Source organism: Algiphilus aromaticivorans DG1253 (genome assembly GCF_000733765.1).
Taxonomy (GTDB): Bacteria; Pseudomonadota; Gammaproteobacteria; order Nevskiales; family Nevskiaceae; genus Algiphilus; species Algiphilus aromaticivorans.
In genome coordinates this window covers 2,990,803-3,005,007 of sequence record NZ_JPOG01000001.1, presented here as the reverse complement: position 1 = coordinate 3,005,007, position 14,205 = coordinate 2,990,803, and the positions used below count along the sequence as shown (strand labels likewise).

16 protein-coding genes are annotated in these 14,205 nt (G+C 64.9%); 14 read left to right on the top strand and 2 right to left on the bottom strand.

Going from position 1 to position 14,205, the window contains the following annotated elements:
* Positions 1–10 precede the first annotated feature (10 nt).
* Positions 11–265, top strand: coding sequence for a hypothetical protein (locus U743_RS19330; RefSeq protein ID WP_043769082.1), 255 nt, complete (start codon positions 11–13; stop codon positions 263–265).
* Positions 262–699 carry an efflux RND transporter permease subunit gene (locus U743_RS13970; RefSeq protein ID WP_198022053.1) on the top strand — a complete coding sequence of 146 codons (438 nt, stop codon included), beginning with the start codon at positions 262–264 and terminating at the stop codon, positions 697–699. Before U743_RS19330 ends, U743_RS13970 begins: the two co-directional genes overlap by 4 nt.
* A gap of 189 nt (positions 700–888) precedes the next feature.
* Here the strand turns inward: U743_RS13970 and U743_RS13965 are convergent, their stop codons facing one another.
* Positions 889–2,229 carry a sigma 54-interacting transcriptional regulator gene (locus U743_RS13965; protein WP_052368205.1) on the bottom strand — a complete coding sequence of 447 codons (1,341 nt, stop codon included), beginning with the start codon at positions 2,227–2,229 and terminating at the stop codon, positions 889–891.
* A gap of 110 nt (positions 2,230–2,339) precedes the next feature.
* Complete coding sequence (locus U743_RS13960) at positions 2,340–3,179, bottom strand: symmetrical bis(5'-nucleosyl)-tetraphosphatase (protein WP_043769078.1); 840 nt, start codon at positions 3,177–3,179, stop codon at positions 2,340–2,342.
* A 67-nt stretch (positions 3,180–3,246) separates the two neighbouring features.
* Between U743_RS13960 and U743_RS13955 the strand changes: the two genes are divergently transcribed.
* The 12 genes from U743_RS13955 to U743_RS13900 all read left to right on the top strand — a co-directional run bounded on the left by U743_RS13955 (position 3,247) and on the right by U743_RS13900 (position 14,203).
* Positions 3,247–4,401 carry a phosphatase PAP2 family protein gene (locus U743_RS13955; RefSeq protein ID WP_232226794.1) on the top strand — a complete coding sequence of 385 codons (1,155 nt, stop codon included), beginning with the start codon at positions 3,247–3,249 and terminating at the stop codon, positions 4,399–4,401.
* A gap of 82 nt (positions 4,402–4,483) precedes the next feature.
* Positions 4,484–5,521, top strand: coding sequence for a phosphatase PAP2 family protein (locus U743_RS13950; protein WP_198022051.1), 1,038 nt, complete (start codon positions 4,484–4,486; stop codon positions 5,519–5,521).
* A 103-nt stretch (positions 5,522–5,624) separates the two neighbouring features.
* Positions 5,625–5,810: a Flp family type IVb pilin gene (locus U743_RS13945; protein ID WP_043769076.1), complete on the top strand. Its 186-nt coding sequence runs from the start codon at positions 5,625–5,627 to the stop codon at positions 5,808–5,810.
* Positions 5,811–5,894: 84 nt separating this feature from the next.
* The gene (locus tag U743_RS18260) at positions 5,895–6,317 is read left to right on the top strand and encodes a prepilin peptidase (protein ID WP_052368202.1); all 423 of its coding nucleotides are present in this window, start codon (positions 5,895–5,897) and stop codon (positions 6,315–6,317) included.
* Between the two features lie 12 nt (positions 6,318–6,329).
* The gene (locus U743_RS13935) at positions 6,330–6,809 is read left to right on the top strand and encodes a TadE/TadG family type IV pilus assembly protein (RefSeq protein WP_084191565.1); all 480 of its coding nucleotides are present in this window, start codon (positions 6,330–6,332) and stop codon (positions 6,807–6,809) included.
* Positions 6,810–6,846: 37 nt separating this feature from the next.
* Positions 6,847–7,791, top strand: coding sequence for a Flp pilus assembly protein CpaB (gene cpaB / locus U743_RS13930; protein ID WP_043769072.1), 945 nt, complete (start codon positions 6,847–6,849; stop codon positions 7,789–7,791).
* A 44-nt stretch (positions 7,792–7,835) separates the two neighbouring features.
* Complete coding sequence (locus U743_RS19660) at positions 7,836–9,194, top strand: type II and III secretion system protein family protein (RefSeq protein WP_043772280.1); 1,359 nt, start codon at positions 7,836–7,838, stop codon at positions 9,192–9,194.
* Between the two features lie 13 nt (positions 9,195–9,207).
* Positions 9,208–10,416, top strand: a complete 1,209-nt coding sequence (locus U743_RS13920; RefSeq protein ID WP_043769070.1) for an AAA family ATPase — start codon at positions 9,208–9,210, stop codon at positions 10,414–10,416.
* The gene (locus U743_RS13915; protein ID WP_043769068.1) at positions 10,413–11,639 is read left to right on the top strand and encodes a CpaF family protein; all 1,227 of its coding nucleotides are present in this window, start codon (positions 10,413–10,415) and stop codon (positions 11,637–11,639) included. The genes U743_RS13920 and U743_RS13915 overlap by 4 nt, the downstream gene beginning before the upstream one ends.
* Positions 11,636–12,571: a type II secretion system F family protein gene (locus U743_RS13910; RefSeq protein ID WP_043769066.1), complete on the top strand. Its 936-nt coding sequence runs from the start codon at positions 11,636–11,638 to the stop codon at positions 12,569–12,571. The genes U743_RS13915 and U743_RS13910 overlap by 4 nt, the downstream gene beginning before the upstream one ends.
* On the top strand, positions 12,568–13,500 hold the full coding sequence (locus tag U743_RS13905; RefSeq protein ID WP_043769064.1) for a type II secretion system F family protein: 933 nt from the start codon (positions 12,568–12,570) through the stop codon (positions 13,498–13,500). Before U743_RS13910 ends, U743_RS13905 begins: the two co-directional genes overlap by 4 nt.
* A complete protein-coding gene (locus U743_RS13900) occupies positions 13,487–14,203 on the top strand; it encodes a tetratricopeptide repeat protein (RefSeq protein ID WP_084191564.1) in 717 nt (238 codons plus the stop codon). Before U743_RS13905 ends, U743_RS13900 begins: the two co-directional genes overlap by 14 nt.
* Positions 14,204–14,205 lie beyond the last annotated feature (2 nt).

The window sequence follows — 14,205 nt, the reverse complement described above, 5'->3', positions numbered from 1 at the left end:
TGCACGGCGGATGATTCTGACTATCGAGAGTCGACGCAATCGTGTTCTATCCCGCTTCTGCGGACGGCTTAGATCGGCGTGCGCCGAGTACGACAAGACCTGTCCGGTCGACTTCGCGCTGGCGTCCGGCAACGTCGGTGTGATGGGCGCAACCAACGAGGTGGTGCACCAGCGCGAGTTCCAGACGATCTTCTGGGTCTACGTCACGATCACCATCTCCTGCTGCTTCCCTATCAGACGTTGGCTGCGGTGGTTGCGGTGGTGACGCCGCTGCTGATGGCCATCTTCCTCGCCAACGCCTTGATGGCCCTCTTCGGCATCGGTCTCAAGACGGCGACATTGCCCGTGGTCGCGCTGGCTGTGGGTATCGGTGTCGACTACGGCATCTATATCTACGACGTGATCCAGCGCGAGGTCGTGCAGAACGGCAAGACGCTGCGCAACGCCTATGTGGCCACGCTGCGTCAGGCCGGCAAGGCGATCGTCTTCACCGGCGTCTGTCTCTCCGGTGGCGTGGCGACCTGGCTGTTCTCCGACCTACAGTTCCAGAAGGACATGGGCCTGCTTCTGGTCTTCATGTTCTCCGCGAACATGCTGGGCGCGGTCATCCTCTGTCCGGCGCTGTGCCGCTTCGTGCTCCCGCTGAACAAGGAAGCCGAGCAGGCCGAGCGCGAGGGACGGGTGCCGCTGGAGGGTTGATGCGTCAACAAAGGCAGGCCGCGCGAGGCGCTGGCCATGCCCTCAAGCAAAGAGGCGCCTACGGGCGCCTCTTTGCGTGTCAGGCCGGTAACATGTGGCAGCTGTTCGTCGGCGAGCGATCATCGCCCGCCGCGGCGGGTACAGCGACGATCCCGTTGCCGGCCGGAGCGCTGCAATGAAGCGGCCGATTCAAGCCCCGGGGGCTGCTTCGTCCATGCTGCTCGCGAAAATCGCGTGGCTGTGATGCTCCGCCGGTTCCCACAGCCGGATGCCGGCTTCGATCGCATCGGCACCGATAAGGTCCCTGCCGGCGCCGCCGCCGCTGGCGGTTTCGACGAAAGCGGCTTCCAGTACGCGGATCAGTGCGCGTACATTGCCGTGCCATCGGCACTCGAGGATGCGCTGCCATGCGGCGGTGTCGAGACCGGTCGGCGGTTCCCATGACGTGCAGGGCGCACTGAGACGCGCGAGTGTGGTCGCGGTGATGGCGATCATGTCCTCCTCGCGCCCCGACAGCTCCGGCACCTGCAGCGTCGCGGCGCCCAGCCGTGTGAACTCGTCGATATTCACCGACGCCAGAAGGTGGTCCCAGCTGCGATTGGTGGCGAACACCAGCGCGCATTGCAGTGGCCGCTTGGCCGCGGCGCCGTAAGGCATGTACTGGCCGTTGTCGAGCGCCTCCATCAGCGTTTCCATGACCGAGCCCATGACGCCATGGCTCTCGTCAAGAAAGCAGACGCCGTCCCGTGCGATATCGAAGCTGCCGACGCGCGCGCCGGCGCCGGGAAAGGCGCCCGGTACATGGCCACAGAGCAGCGACTTGATGGCGGATTTGTCGTTCGTGTCCTCGGCCAGAAGGTTGACCGAGACGAAGCGACCTTTGCCACGCGCCAGGTAATAGTAGTAGGCAAGCGAGGTCTTGCCGCTGCCGGGTCCGCCCAGCAGGTAGGCGCGCTCGATGCCGTTATCCGCGAAGGCGCGGATGCGCGCCACCAGTGCGTGCATCTGCGGGCTGAACGTGAAGAAGGTCGTCTTCGCCGAATCCTCGACTTCCGTGCTCTTCGGCATGCGGATGACGTTGTCTTCGCTGACGGGGGTGAGCCGGTCGGGCAGCTGACGGGTGACGTCGGCGATATCCGTGGCCACCATCAGCCGGGTGCCCGCCAGGCGCTCCGCTTCCGCACGTCGACTCAGCCACCGGCCCAGTGCCACAAGTGCGTTGGGGCGCACGGCCACGATCAGAGTGGTGGTGGCGCCGTCGGCGCGGGCCTCCAGCACGGCGTCGGCCACCTGATCCAGCGTTGCCTCGGAGGCGAAGAGGCAGAGCACGAAACGTGCCCGTGCCGCTTCGCGTGGGCGGAAGGAATCGGCGTCCTGCAGCGCGCATCGCGCGTTCTCGGGTATGACCGCCTGCAGATCGCGCTGGCTTTCGGTGGCGGTAGCGCCGCCACCGTCCAGCGCCAGCAGATAGGTCCCGCTTGCCTCGTTTTCCAGCGGCTCGGCCGCGATGCGTCTTTTGCGTGAGAACACGTGATGCTCCGGTGGAACTCGCTCATCATCCTGAACTGCCCGTCACCTCACGGCAATTCGGGCTCGACGAGCAGCGTCCATCTTCCGACAAGCGGGCATATCCGACGCGGTCAAGACGGAGAGCGGCCTTCGCCGGGCGCTGTCGGCACGCTGCGCAGCGTGCCGCTCTCGGGGTCGCAGGCCGTCAGTCGCCCGTTCCAGAGACAACCGGTATCCAGGCCGTAGACGCCGTAGGTTGGCCAGGCCACGGTGCCGAGTGTCGACCAGTGCCCGAAGAAGACACGGCTGTGGGCCGGACGCTGGTGCGGCAGCATGAACCAGGGCAGGCAGCCCTCGGGCGGCTGCTCGGCGCTGCCCTTGGCCTTGAGTGTCAGCGCGTGATCGGCGGTGCGCAGGAAGCGCATGCGCGTGAACACGTTGACCGCGAAGCGCTGGCGTCCCTCGTCGTCCCGGCACGCCGCCCAGCGCGCCGGCTCGTTGCCGTACATGCGCGCCAGAAAGCGTTCTCGATCGGGCCGCGAGAGCTCAGTCTGTAGCTCGGCGGCGCAGTCGCTGGCGGTCCGCATATCCCAATCAGGGTGCAGCCCGGCATGGGTCACGGCATCGTCGTCGAGGTGCAACATCAGCGGCTGCCGCGCGAGCCAGTCGAGCAGTGCGCGGCGGTCGGGCGCGGCGAGAATCGCATCCAGGGTGTCGTCGCGGTTGGGCTTGCGCAACCCGGCCGCTACCGCCAGCAGATGCAGGTCATGGTTGCCCAGCACCGTTCGCGCGCTGCCCGCTTCACAGAGCCGCTGCACATGGCGCAGGCAGCCTTCCGAATCCGGCCCGCGGTTGACGAGGTCGCCGACGAAGATCAGCTCGTCGCGCGCACTGTTGAAGCCGATGTCCGCAAGCAGGGACTGCAGGCTTTCGTGGCAGCCTTGCAGATCGCCTATGATCCAGGTCGTCATTGTGATCCTGCTGCAGCGAGTTGTCGTCGCTGTCGTTGGCGCCTGGAGGAGCGGAGCGAGGGCGTGCATGGCCCAGCGTCCGTTCGGCTATGCCAACTGCGGTGGCAGCGTCCGCTCGCCGGATTCCGGTTCTCTGTCGTCAAGGAAGGAGCTCCTCATTACGGCAACGAATGGTCGCATGACCATAGCCGCCATTGCCCGGGAACAGGTGTTGTTGGGCGTGCTCGTCGTCGCATACGGTCTCGCTGCGATCGGTCTGGCGAAGCAGCATGGGCTGGATGGCGCCGTCGTGATGGCGCTCTACGGCGAAGACGTGCTGATCACGATGGCAGCCTACCTCACGCTTTTCGCGGTCGGCTGGCTGCTGCGCATCGTCATCATGGAGCGTCCCCGGTTCCCGCTGCGGAGCGCCGTCGAGGCAGCGCGTCATGCCGCCGTGCCGGAGCGGGTGATGGCCGGTCTGGTAGCGACGGTGCTTCTTTCATTGCTGATGAGTGTCTACTCGTCCTGGAAGATGATGATTCCGGAGCTGAACGCGTTCTCCTGGGATCCGACCCTTCACGCCTGGGACCTGCGCTTGCATGGCGGACGCGCCCCGTGGCATTGGCTGCAACCCGCGCTCGGCATTCCCCTGGTCACCAGTGCCATCAACGCGCTCTACCATGCTTGGCTCTTCGTGATCCTTTTCGTCTTCTTCAGCCAGGCTTTTGCGATTCGTGGCCTCGTGCTTCGGACGCAGTTCATGATCAGTTTCTTCCTGCTGTGGATTCTTCTGGGCAGCTTCCTTGCGACCCTTATGGCTTCCGCCGGCCCCTGCTACTTTGCCGAGGTCACCGGGCAACCCGATCCCTATGCAGCATTGCAGGCATATCTGCGAGCGGCCGATGCACGCTTTCCGGTCTGGGCGCTGGATGTCCAGGCCATGCTGTGGGCCGACTATCAGGACGGGCGACTGGCCGTCGGTCGCGGCATTTCCGCGATGCCCAGCATGCATGTGGCGACCGCGACCCTCGTCTTTCTGCTCGCCTGCCGTTACGGCAGGCTTGCCGGAGTCGCCGGCCTGTTCTTCCTCATCGGCATTGTCATTGGGTCGGTGCACCTCGCCTGGCACTACGCCGTCGATGCGTATATCGCCATTCCGTTGACGCTGCTTGTCTGGAAGCTTTCCGGTCACATTGCCACCAGGGTGCATGCAATGCGTCTCGGGCCGGCTGTGGCGTGACGCTGTGATGGAGCCGACCATTGCCGGGGACGAGGCAACCCGGGCGAGGCACGTGCACGATCCCGTGGCGCGGGATCCAATCTTGCCGATTCTGGTCGCCGGCTACGGCATGGCGCTCATGCTGGTTCTGCTGCTGCAGGGACGCTCCTTCGGCGAGGCAGTGCGCCAGGGCTTCCTGAGCCACCTTCCCTTCGCGGCAGCGACCATAGGAGGTGGGGCCCTGATGTTCTACCTCATCTGCGTCGTCGCGGTCGTCCGGCCGCCTTCTCCATTCGCCCATATCGTCGGAGATGTCCGCACCCATGTGCGTTCGCCAGCGCCTCTGTATGGCGGCATCTGGCTGCTTGTGCTTCTGGTGATCTTTACCAGCTTGTTCTCGGCGTGGAAGGCGATGATTCCCGAACTACAACCCTTCTCCTGGGATGAGCGCCTGTTTCGTCTGGATCGCTGGATGCACGGCGGAACGGATCCCTGGGTGCATCTGCATCGCGCATTGCATACGCCGTTTCTCACGGCGGCGATCAACGTCGTCTACCACCTCTGGTTCTTCGTGATGCATTTCACCTATGTATGGGTGGCATTCAACAGGCGGCGCCCCGAGCTACGCGCGCAATTCCTGCTTGCTTTCTACGCTTCATGGGTCGTCATGGGGACCGCGCTCGCCATCACCATGTCGTCGGCCGGGCCTTGCTATTACGGGTTCGTAGTGGGTCTGCCCGACCCCTACGCCCCCCTGCTGGCGCAGCTGCAAGCATCGGATGCCGCATGGCCGGTGTGGGCGCTGAATGTCCAGTCGCTGCTCTGGGAGGGTTATCGTTCCGGCGATGGCGGGCTGACGAGCGCCATCTCCGCGATGCCGAGCATGCATCTCGCGACCACCACCCTGATTGCGCTCCTCGCCTGGCGCTTCGGAGGTGCCTTGGCGGGAGCCTGCGGCGCCGCATTCCTTCTCTGCATTCTTGTCGGATCAGTGCATCTTGGCTGGCACTACGCCGTCGACGGCTATGCGGGCATCCTGTTCTCTCTGGTGCTTTGGTGGGTATGCGGCTATGTTGTCCGTTATCGGTATCGACAGCGCGATACGTGCCGTGGTCGTCATGGCGAAGCCGACGAAAGGTAGTGCGTACGGGGATAAAGCGCTTTGACACCCGAACCGCCTCGCGCCTAATCTGGATTCGCCGCAACGGAAGTTGTTCGTTCATAGCCCAGGAGGGCGCCAATTAATGTTTACCTATCTCTCGGTTTGGATTCAGTCTCTTTTGTCGGACGACGAGGGCGCCAGCGCCATCGAGTACGGCCTCATCATCGGCCTGATTGCGGTGGTGTTGATCGTCGTGCTGACCAATATCGGTACGGGGCTCAACACGCTCTTCGAGACGGCGTCGAGCAAGATTGCAGGTGCGGGCTAGCCCCGGCGCGAGGACGCCTGATCGGAGCCCATACGGTGCAGGCTCCCGATTCCATTAGCGATCGGCTTGTCGGGAGGCAGTCGGATGTACCTGCTTTCGATGAGCCTGCTTCTCGGAGTCGCCGCCGGTTGGGATCTATGGCGACGCGAAGTCCCTCATCTCCTGCCCGGCCTGATCATGGCTATCGCCATCGTCACACAGTTCGTCGCACCTGATGCCGGCCCGGCTTCCAGCTGGGCCAGCGCGTTGGCGGGGCTGGGACTGGGTGCGGCGCTGACCTTGCCAGGCTATGCCCTGGGCGCGCTGGGGGGCGGGGACGTCAAGCTGGTGGCGGCCAGCGGCTTTGCTGTAGGCTGGCCGCTGGTGTTGCCGCTGCTGCTGGGTTGGGGGCTGCTGCTCGGGCTCTGGAGTCTTGTCGCGCGGCTGACCGGCACCTTGCGGCGCCAGCCGGCCGTGCCATCGCTTTTCCTCAGCGCCACGCTGACGTTCTGGCTGATGGCGCGCTAAGGGGTCTCAATAATGCGCCGTTCCGATTCCAGGCGGGCCCATCACCAACGCGGCAGCGTAGTGGTGGAGTTTGCCTTCGTCTTCCCGATTCTCTTCATGCTGATTTACGGGACGATCGTTTACAGCTACGTCTTCGTGATCAACGAATCGATCCACTACGCAGCGAAGACGGCGGCCGAGTCGGCCATTCGCGTCGATCCGGCGGCGGAGGATTACGAAACGCTGGTGGCAAGCACGGTGCGCAGCACGGCCAGCCGTATCCTGGACTGGATGCCGGCCAGCCAGCGGGCGCGTTTCGCAGACAGCGCGGGCGAGGCCATCGGCACGGTAAGCTTCGAGGATGTCGACGGTATGCGCGCAGTTCGGGTGGAGCTCGACTTCGATGTGAGTGAGTCGACGCCGGCCATATTCCCCATCATTACGCTTCCGCTTGTCGGCGAGGTGCCGCCGCTGCCGGCGCGCATGCGGGCCTCCGCCATTGCGCTAATCTGATAATTGACGCGCCCGCCGCGTTTGCCTGGGGGTCACAATGAGTAGCAACGCTCTGAAGATCATCGCCGCCGTCACGGTCCTGCTCGCTATCGTGCTGGCCGTGGTGGCTTTCCAGATGACCCGAAGCTATTCCGTCGCGGAACAGCAGCCCACCAGCGCTGAGGGGGATGCCGAAGCTGCTGCCGATCCCACCGAATCGATGCCGCGCGCCGTGGTTGCTATTGCGCCACTGGCGGCGAACGAGCCGATCAGCGCCGAGCAGGTGCGCGTCGCGCCGGTGGCTGTGCAGCCGGATGGTCATTTCAGCAGCGTCGAGGATGTGATCAACCGCATCCCGTTGGTTGATGTCGACCCGGGCGCGCCGCTGACGGGCCGTTACTTCAAGGCATCCAATCCGCTGGCGCGCATCGTGCCGGAGGGGCACAAGGCGGTCTCCCTGGAGGTCAATGATGTCATCGCAGTTGGCGGTTTCCTGAAGCCTGGGGATACCGTCGACGTGCTCGTCTATCTGCGCAGTGGGTCGGGTGTGGAGGCCGTGCAGGCGAGGCAGCTGCTGCCATCGGTACGCGTGCTTGCGCTGGAGAATCGCATCATCGATCGACCCGAGGGGCTGGGTGACGAGGAGGAGCAGGAGCGCCGCCGACGTCAGCGCACGGTTGTGCTCGCCGTTCCGGATGACAAAGTCACGCGTCTGATGCTCGGCTCAAGCATCGGCGAGGTGCGGCTGGCCATGCACGGCCAGAAGCCGGAAACAGCGGGTCTCGACGCGCTCGCTGACGACGACGTCGAGCCGATATCGGACACCGAACTCGCTCAGGCTGCTGAGAACAAGGCCGGTGACGCTGACACGGACGACGACGATGCCCCGTTGACCGCCGCTAAGCTTTCCGAAGTGGAGACACCCAAGAAGGAGTCGAATCGGCCGCCGCGCCACAGGATCTACGTCTATCACGGTGCCGACGTGAATACGGTTCTCGATTGATGCGCCCCGAAAGCCGCCGTGCCCGCTCCGCGCAAGGATTCGTCATGAAGAAGCGACACCTGATTCACCGCGTTTCCGTTTTTCTCGCTCTCCCGGTTCTGTTGCTTGGCGCGACCGCCACAGTGGGAGCGCAGGCGCCCTCCGCAACGGAGAACCGGCTGCGCGTGGAGAGCGGGACCCACGAGCTCCTGCGGCGCGAGCGGGCCGTGGTGCGCGTAGCGGTGGGCAACCCCGAGCTCGCTGAGGTCAACGTCATCAACCGGCGCGAGCTCCTCGTTACCGGCAAGAGTGTCGGTGAGACGAGCCTGCTCATCTGGCCGCAAGGCGCTGGCGCTCCCGAGCGGCTGCGGCTGGAAGTCATGCCGCAGTCGCTCGGGGAGCAGGAGCCGGATCCAGATCTCGCCAAGGCAACCATCAGCCCCGGCCAGGGCCTGCGCGGGCCACTGCCGAATCTCATGGCACATCGCCGGGCCAAGAGTCGCGCGCGCGCGGGTGGTGATGAGGTGGTCGACGACAGCGTCGTGGCCATGGAGACGCAGGTTCTTACCGAGATCAAGATCGCGGAGGTGAGCCGGCGTACGGCCCAGCGTTACGGCTTCAATTTCGCGCGCAACATTGCCAACACTACCGGCGGTGTCTTCTCGCCCGGCTCGCTGAGCGGGATCGACGGCAGTCAGGCAAACGGCTTTACCATTGAGTCCAATATTGTTCCGCTGAACAACGCCTTCAACCTGGTCCTCGGTGACGCCACCGACGGCATTCTCGGCGTTCTCAGCCTGCTCGAATCCAAGGGTATGGCGCGCACGCTGGCCGAGCCGAGTCTGACCGCGACCAGCGGCCAGACGGCGAGCTTTCTGGCCGGTGGCGAGTTCCCGGTGCCGGTCGCGCAGGGCGGCGCGAGCGCAGGTGGCATTACCGTCGAGTTCAAGGAGTTCGGCGTGCGCTTGAATCTGACGCCGACCGTCCTCTCGCGCGACCGCATCGCACTGAAGGTGGCCCCCGAGGTCAGCGAGCTGGACTTCACTGCCGGCATCGAGGTCGGCGGTACCTCCGTCCCCGCTCTGACCACGCGGCGCACCGACACCACGGTAGAGCTGGGTGATGGTGAGAGCTTTGTGATTTCCGGGCTGGTCAGCTCCAATCAGATCAATGATCTGAGCAAGCTACCTTGGCTGGGAGATATTCCCATTCTCGGCGCTTTCTTCAAGTCCGCCGAGCGCTCGCGCGAGGAGCGCGAGCTGATCATGGTGGTGACGCCGCATCTGGTGCGTCCCATCGGCCGCAACGCCGATATGCCAAGGCTTCCCGGCGTCGACGAGGACGAGTACGACCCGCGCTTCGATCAGTTCATCTTCCAGGAGCGGGGCGAGTTCGACCAGTCCAGCTTCGGCTTCTCGCGCTAGAGCGGACTCGCTGATGAAGACGCAAGGCGTGGTGGTCGCCGACGATCCGGTATTCGTCAACTGGCTCCAGAAGGGCGTGGGCAGTGCGGCCGAGTTCTCGCTTCTGCGCGCATCCAATGCCGACGAGTTGGTCGACCGGCTGGCGAGCATCGGTCGTTTCGACGTTGTCTTCTTCGAGTTCACGGCCGACAACCAGCAGGCGCGCAGCAAGCTCATCGAGGGCTTCCTGGAGCGCTATCCGGATGTGCCGGTGGTCGGCATCGGCGCCGACGCCGCCCAGGATCTGGTGCTGTCGGCGATGCGCAGCGGTGCGCGCGACTTCTTTGTCCTGCAACGCGACGACACGCATCTACCCGATCTGCTCTCCAAGGTCCTGCGTCGTTCCGTGAGCGGCGGGACCAGCCGAGGTGGCAATCTGCCCCAGCAGGGTCGGGTGCTGACGCTGTTCTCGGCGACGGCTTACGAGGGGGTCGCCTTCTGCGCCGAGCATCTGGCGCTGGAGCTTCTGAAGTCGCGCAGCGAAGCCGAGCGCGGGCTGCTGCTGGACCTCTCGGCGCCGCCGGGCGCGAGCGCGGTCTTCCTCAATCTGAACCCGTCCTACAGCCTGCTCGACGCAGTCAACGACGTCTATCGCTGCGATCAGACGCTAGTCGACACGGCTTTCTCGCGTCACGGTAGCGGGCTTTATGTGCTTAGTCTGCCGGAAGAGACACTCGGCTTTCCCGACATCGACGGCGACGAACTGGTGCGTCTGATCGAGGTGCTGCGTACGCTTTTCGGCTTCGTGGTCGTCGCAGCGGATGGTCATGCCGGGACGAATCTCCTCACCGGGGTCATCGGCATCTCCGACCACAGCCTGCTGGTTACCGATCAGTCGATCCTTCGCTCGCGGCACAACAAGCATCTGCTGCGCGAGCTGCGCCTCAGCGATGTCGCCCTCAATCATGCGCGGCTGGTGGTGGACTGCTACCAGCGTCGGCTCGGCCTGGACGCTGACAATCTCTCGCAGTTGCTGGAGTTGCCGTTGGCCGCCACGCTGAGCTGTCAGCCGGGTAATCGCGTTCAGGCGATGAACTCCGGCGAGCCGCTGTCGACGGTGGCTCCGCGCGATCCCTATCTCCGGGAGATCGTCGCGCTCGCCGAGCAACTTCTCGGCCGCGGTGCCGGCGGTGCGAAGGATAAATCCAGCGGGATGCTGTCCCGGATATTCGGTCGGTCATGAAGCACGAAGCGGCCACGCAGCAGGATTTTCGGCTTTCGGATCAATATCAGGATCTGAAGGCCAAGCTGCATCGCCATCTCATCCAGTTGATCGAAGAACGCGACATCGACTTTGACAGCTGGAGCACTGAGCGCATCGAGCGCTTTGTGACCGAGCAGGTACGACGCTATGTCGTCGAGCAGCGCCTGCCGGTGAATGCACGCGAGACCGAATGGCTGGCGCGTGACGCCCACGACGAGCTGGTCGGCTACGGACCGCTGCAGGAGCTGGTCGACGACGACAGCGTCAACGACATCGTCGTCAACGGGCCCGCTCGGGTCTTCGTCGAGCGCGACGGCGTGCTCGAATCGGTGCCGATTCGCTTCGCTAACGATCGCCACGTGCTGCGCGTCATTCAGCGCATCCTCGCCCCGCTGGGCCGGCGCGTGGACGAATCCACGCCCATGGTTGACGCGCGCTTGCCCGACGGTTCGCGAGTCAACGCCATCATTCCGCCCATCGCGTTGGACGGGCCCTGCCTGTCCATCCGCAAGTTCCGCAAGCAGGCTTTGACTGCCGAGGATCTCATCCGCTTTGGTAGTGCCACACGCGAAGTGCTCGACTATCTTGCCGAGCGCGTGACGGGGCGCACCAATCTGATCGTGCTCGGCGGCACCGGCTCTGGCAAGACCACCTTCCTGAATCTGCTCTCGCAGTGGATACCGCAGGCCGAGCGCGTCGTGACGGTGGAAGATGCCGCTGAGTTGCGTCTGGAGCACCCGCACGTCGTGCGTCTGGAAACCCGGCCGCCGAATCTCGAAGGCGAGCGCGCCGTATCGGCGCGCGATCTGGTGCGCAATGCCTTGCGCATGCGGCCCGACCGCATCATCGTCGGTGAGGTGCGTGGCGACGAGGTGCTGGACATGCTGCAGGCCATGAACACCGGCCACGACGGTTCCATGACCACCATTCACGCCAACGGCATCAACGACGCGATCAACCGTCTGGAAATGCTGGCCGGCTTCGCCGGATATAGCGGCAGTGAGGTCACGCTGCGCGGTCAGATCGTCTCAGGCGTTGAGCTGCTGGTTCACGTCAGCCGGCTGCCTCACGGTGCGCGCCGCGTTATGGCGGTCTCGGAGATCACCGGGCTGAAGGACGGAGAGGTGCAGATTCGCGATCTTTTTCGTTTCGACGCGGATAGCGATCGCATTGAGGACCTGCGCGACCAGGAGGCCGCATGAGTCAGATTGCGGCCATCCTCGTTTTCGCGCTGGCGCTGCTCACCATGGTCGTTGCCATGCTGCTGTGGACCCGGGCGCGCACCCGCGAGCGCCAGGAGGAGGTCCTGCTGCGTCTGCGCGCCGGTGCCGACGCGGCGGGCCTCGCCGGTATCGGTGGCGAGGTGCAGCGAGTCGAGAACCCGCTGCTGCGCTGGGTCTGTCATCTTGTTTGGCGCACTGGCGCCGACACCGATCCGGGCATGATCGCGCGCTGGCTCATCGCCTTCGTTTTGCTGGTGCCGGTGGCGATCGTACTCATGGGCTGGTTGGCCGGGCTTGTGGCGATTCTCATCGTGCTGACCATCACCTGGGCCGTGCTCGCCCGTCAGGCCGCGCGCCGGCGTGCGCAGATCATCGACCAGCTTCCCGATTTCCTGGAAAGCGTTTCGCGCGTGCTTTCGGCGGGCAATTCCCTGGAAGAATCGCTGATCGCCTCGGCGCAGGAAGCCCACGATCCGCTGCGCGGGCTCTTCGTAAGCGTCGGCCGCCAGATCCGGCTGGGCGCCTCGGTGGACGCGGTGCTTGCCGAAATGGCCGAAATCCACCGCCTGCGTGACCTGCAGGTCATGGCCATGGCGGCCACCATCAATCGCCGCTACGGCGGCAGTCTGCGCGACATTTTCCGCAGCCTTGTGCAGGCGATCCGCTCGCGGGATATGGCGGCGCGCGAGCTGCGCGCGCTGACCGCCGAGACGCGCTTCTCGGCAGTCGTTCTGGCGGTGATTCCCGTTGGCCTCATGCTCTATATCCTGGCGCGTAACCCGGAGTACTACAGCGACATGTGGGCCGACTCTGGCGGTCGAATGATGCTCATAGGCTCGGCGCTAATGCAGGTGGCCGGCGTCGTCGTGATCTGGCGCATGATCGCGGGCGTCCAGGACGGTGAAGCATGAGCGGCCAGTTTCTGCCCCTCATCGTTGCCGGTGCACTGTTTCTGGCCGTCATGGCGCTGGGGCTGCTCGTCATGCTTGCGATGCGCGCGCGCGCCGAACGCCAGCTGCGTGGGCGACTGATGCACGACGCGCCGGATAGGGGCGAGGAGCGCGCAGCCGCCAGTGGCTGGCTCGAGGATATGGAGGCTGGCGGCCGTGCCGTCGAGCGCCTCGTCGACACCGATAACGAAACCCCGCGCCTGCTGGTGCAGGCCGGCTGGCGCAGTACTGCGCAGCGCAGCTACTTCTACATCGCTCAGCTGCTTCTCCCCTTGTTGGCGGGGGGCTTGGCGGTGCTCGTCTGGCTGCTTGGAGGCGAGGCCGCGACCGGCATTGAGCTGATCGTCTACCTTTTGATGGGCGTCTTTGCTGGCCTGCTGGCGCCGCGCTTCCTGCTGCGCAAGAAGGCTGAAGTCCGGCAGCGACGGATCGCGGGCGAAGTGCCTCTGTTCATCCATCTGCTCGTGCTGCTCTTCGAAGCGGGCCTGTCGACGCGTCAGGCGCTGGCGAGCCTGGTGCGTGAAGGCCGAGGCACGTTGCCCGAGCTGAACCGCGAGCTCGCCGTGGTCATCCGCCAGCTGGAAGCCGGAGCGGATTCGAGCGAGGTTCTGCGCAATCTGGAAGAAGCTCTCGACGTCAGCGAGCTCGGCAATGTGCTGGGGGTGTTGCGCCAGGTGGACCGCTACGGTGGCGAGATCCGCGGCCCGCTGCTGGAAGCTCTCGAAGTGTTGGAGGAGCGGCGCAGCATGACCATGCGCGAGAAGGTCAACAAGATCTCCGGGCGCATGACGGTGGTTATGGTGCTCTTCTTCTTCCCGGCGCTGCTCGTCTTCGTCGCCGGGCCGGCCTTCGTCTCCATCATCAAGGCGCTGGGCGATGTCGCGGGATAGGCCGGCGCGCTGGCTTGTTTCGGCCGGGCTTCTTGTGGCCGGGAGTCTGGGGCTGTCAGCTTGCTCATCGAGCGGCTTCGTGCACGAGGTCGAGCGCGATACGCGCATGAGCGACGAGCGTGACAGCGAAGACGCCGTTTACCGCGATCTGATCGCGCGCCTGCTGGCGCAGGACAAGCACTATGCCGCGCTTGCCCACATTGAGGAGTACAAGCGCGACGGTGGTGGCACCCCTGAGCTGACGCTCTACGAGGCGCGTGCGCTCTACGGCCTGGAGCTGGATGGTCAGGCCAAGGCGCTGTTCCTGAAGCTGCGCGATACCCCGCTGCGGGGCGAGGCGCAGCACGGCCTGGGCCTGATCGCCGCGCGCGATGGCGATCTCGCTCGCGCCACCGAATACTTCATAGACGCCGTACATGCACGCCCGACCAATATCGCGATGCGCAACGATCTCGGCTTTGCGCTGCTGCGCGCGGGGCGTTTCAGCGACGCGCGCCTGCAACTCGCCACTGCACTCGAGCTTGCGCCGGAGAACGAGCGCGCTCGCAGCAACCTCATCATGCTGATGATGATCAATGGCGACAGGCAGGGCGCGCAAGAGCTCGCTGCCTCCGCCGGGATCGAGGAATCCGAGCTGAACCGACTGCGTTCGCAGTCCGAGCGCCTGCGCGCTCTCATTCGTCCGACATCGTCGGGAGGTTGACC

Bases quoted from the DNA above. Each gene is read 5' to 3' on its own strand.
- U743_RS19330 (WP_043769082.1), top strand. From the start codon at position 11: ATGATTCTGACTATCGAGAGTCGACGCAATCGTGTTCTATCCCGCTTC.
- U743_RS13960 (WP_043769078.1), bottom strand. From the start codon at position 3,179: ATGACGACCTGGATCATAGGCGATCTGCAAGGCTGCCACGAAAGCCTG.
- U743_RS13955 (WP_232226794.1), top strand. From the start codon at position 3,247: ATGGCCCAGCGTCCGTTCGGCTATGCCAACTGCGGTGGCAGCGTCCGC.
- U743_RS13945 (WP_043769076.1), top strand. From the start codon at position 5,625: ATGTTTACCTATCTCTCGGTTTGGATTCAGTCTCTTTTGTCGGACGAC.
- U743_RS18260 (WP_052368202.1), top strand. From the start codon at position 5,895: ATGTACCTGCTTTCGATGAGCCTGCTTCTCGGAGTCGCCGCCGGTTGG.
- U743_RS13935 (WP_084191565.1), top strand. From the start codon at position 6,330: ATGCGCCGTTCCGATTCCAGGCGGGCCCATCACCAACGCGGCAGCGTA.
- cpaB (WP_043769072.1), top strand. From the start codon at position 6,847: ATGAGTAGCAACGCTCTGAAGATCATCGCCGCCGTCACGGTCCTGCTC.
- U743_RS19660 (WP_043772280.1), top strand. From the start codon at position 7,836: ATGAAGAAGCGACACCTGATTCACCGCGTTTCCGTTTTTCTCGCTCTC.
- U743_RS13920 (WP_043769070.1), top strand. From the start codon at position 9,208: ATGAAGACGCAAGGCGTGGTGGTCGCCGACGATCCGGTATTCGTCAAC.
- U743_RS13915 (WP_043769068.1), top strand. From the start codon at position 10,413: ATGAAGCACGAAGCGGCCACGCAGCAGGATTTTCGGCTTTCGGATCAA.
- U743_RS13910 (WP_043769066.1), top strand. From the start codon at position 11,636: ATGAGTCAGATTGCGGCCATCCTCGTTTTCGCGCTGGCGCTGCTCACC.
- U743_RS13905 (WP_043769064.1), top strand. From the start codon at position 12,568: ATGAGCGGCCAGTTTCTGCCCCTCATCGTTGCCGGTGCACTGTTTCTG.
- U743_RS13900 (WP_084191564.1), top strand. From the start codon at position 13,487: ATGTCGCGGGATAGGCCGGCGCGCTGGCTTGTTTCGGCCGGGCTTCTT.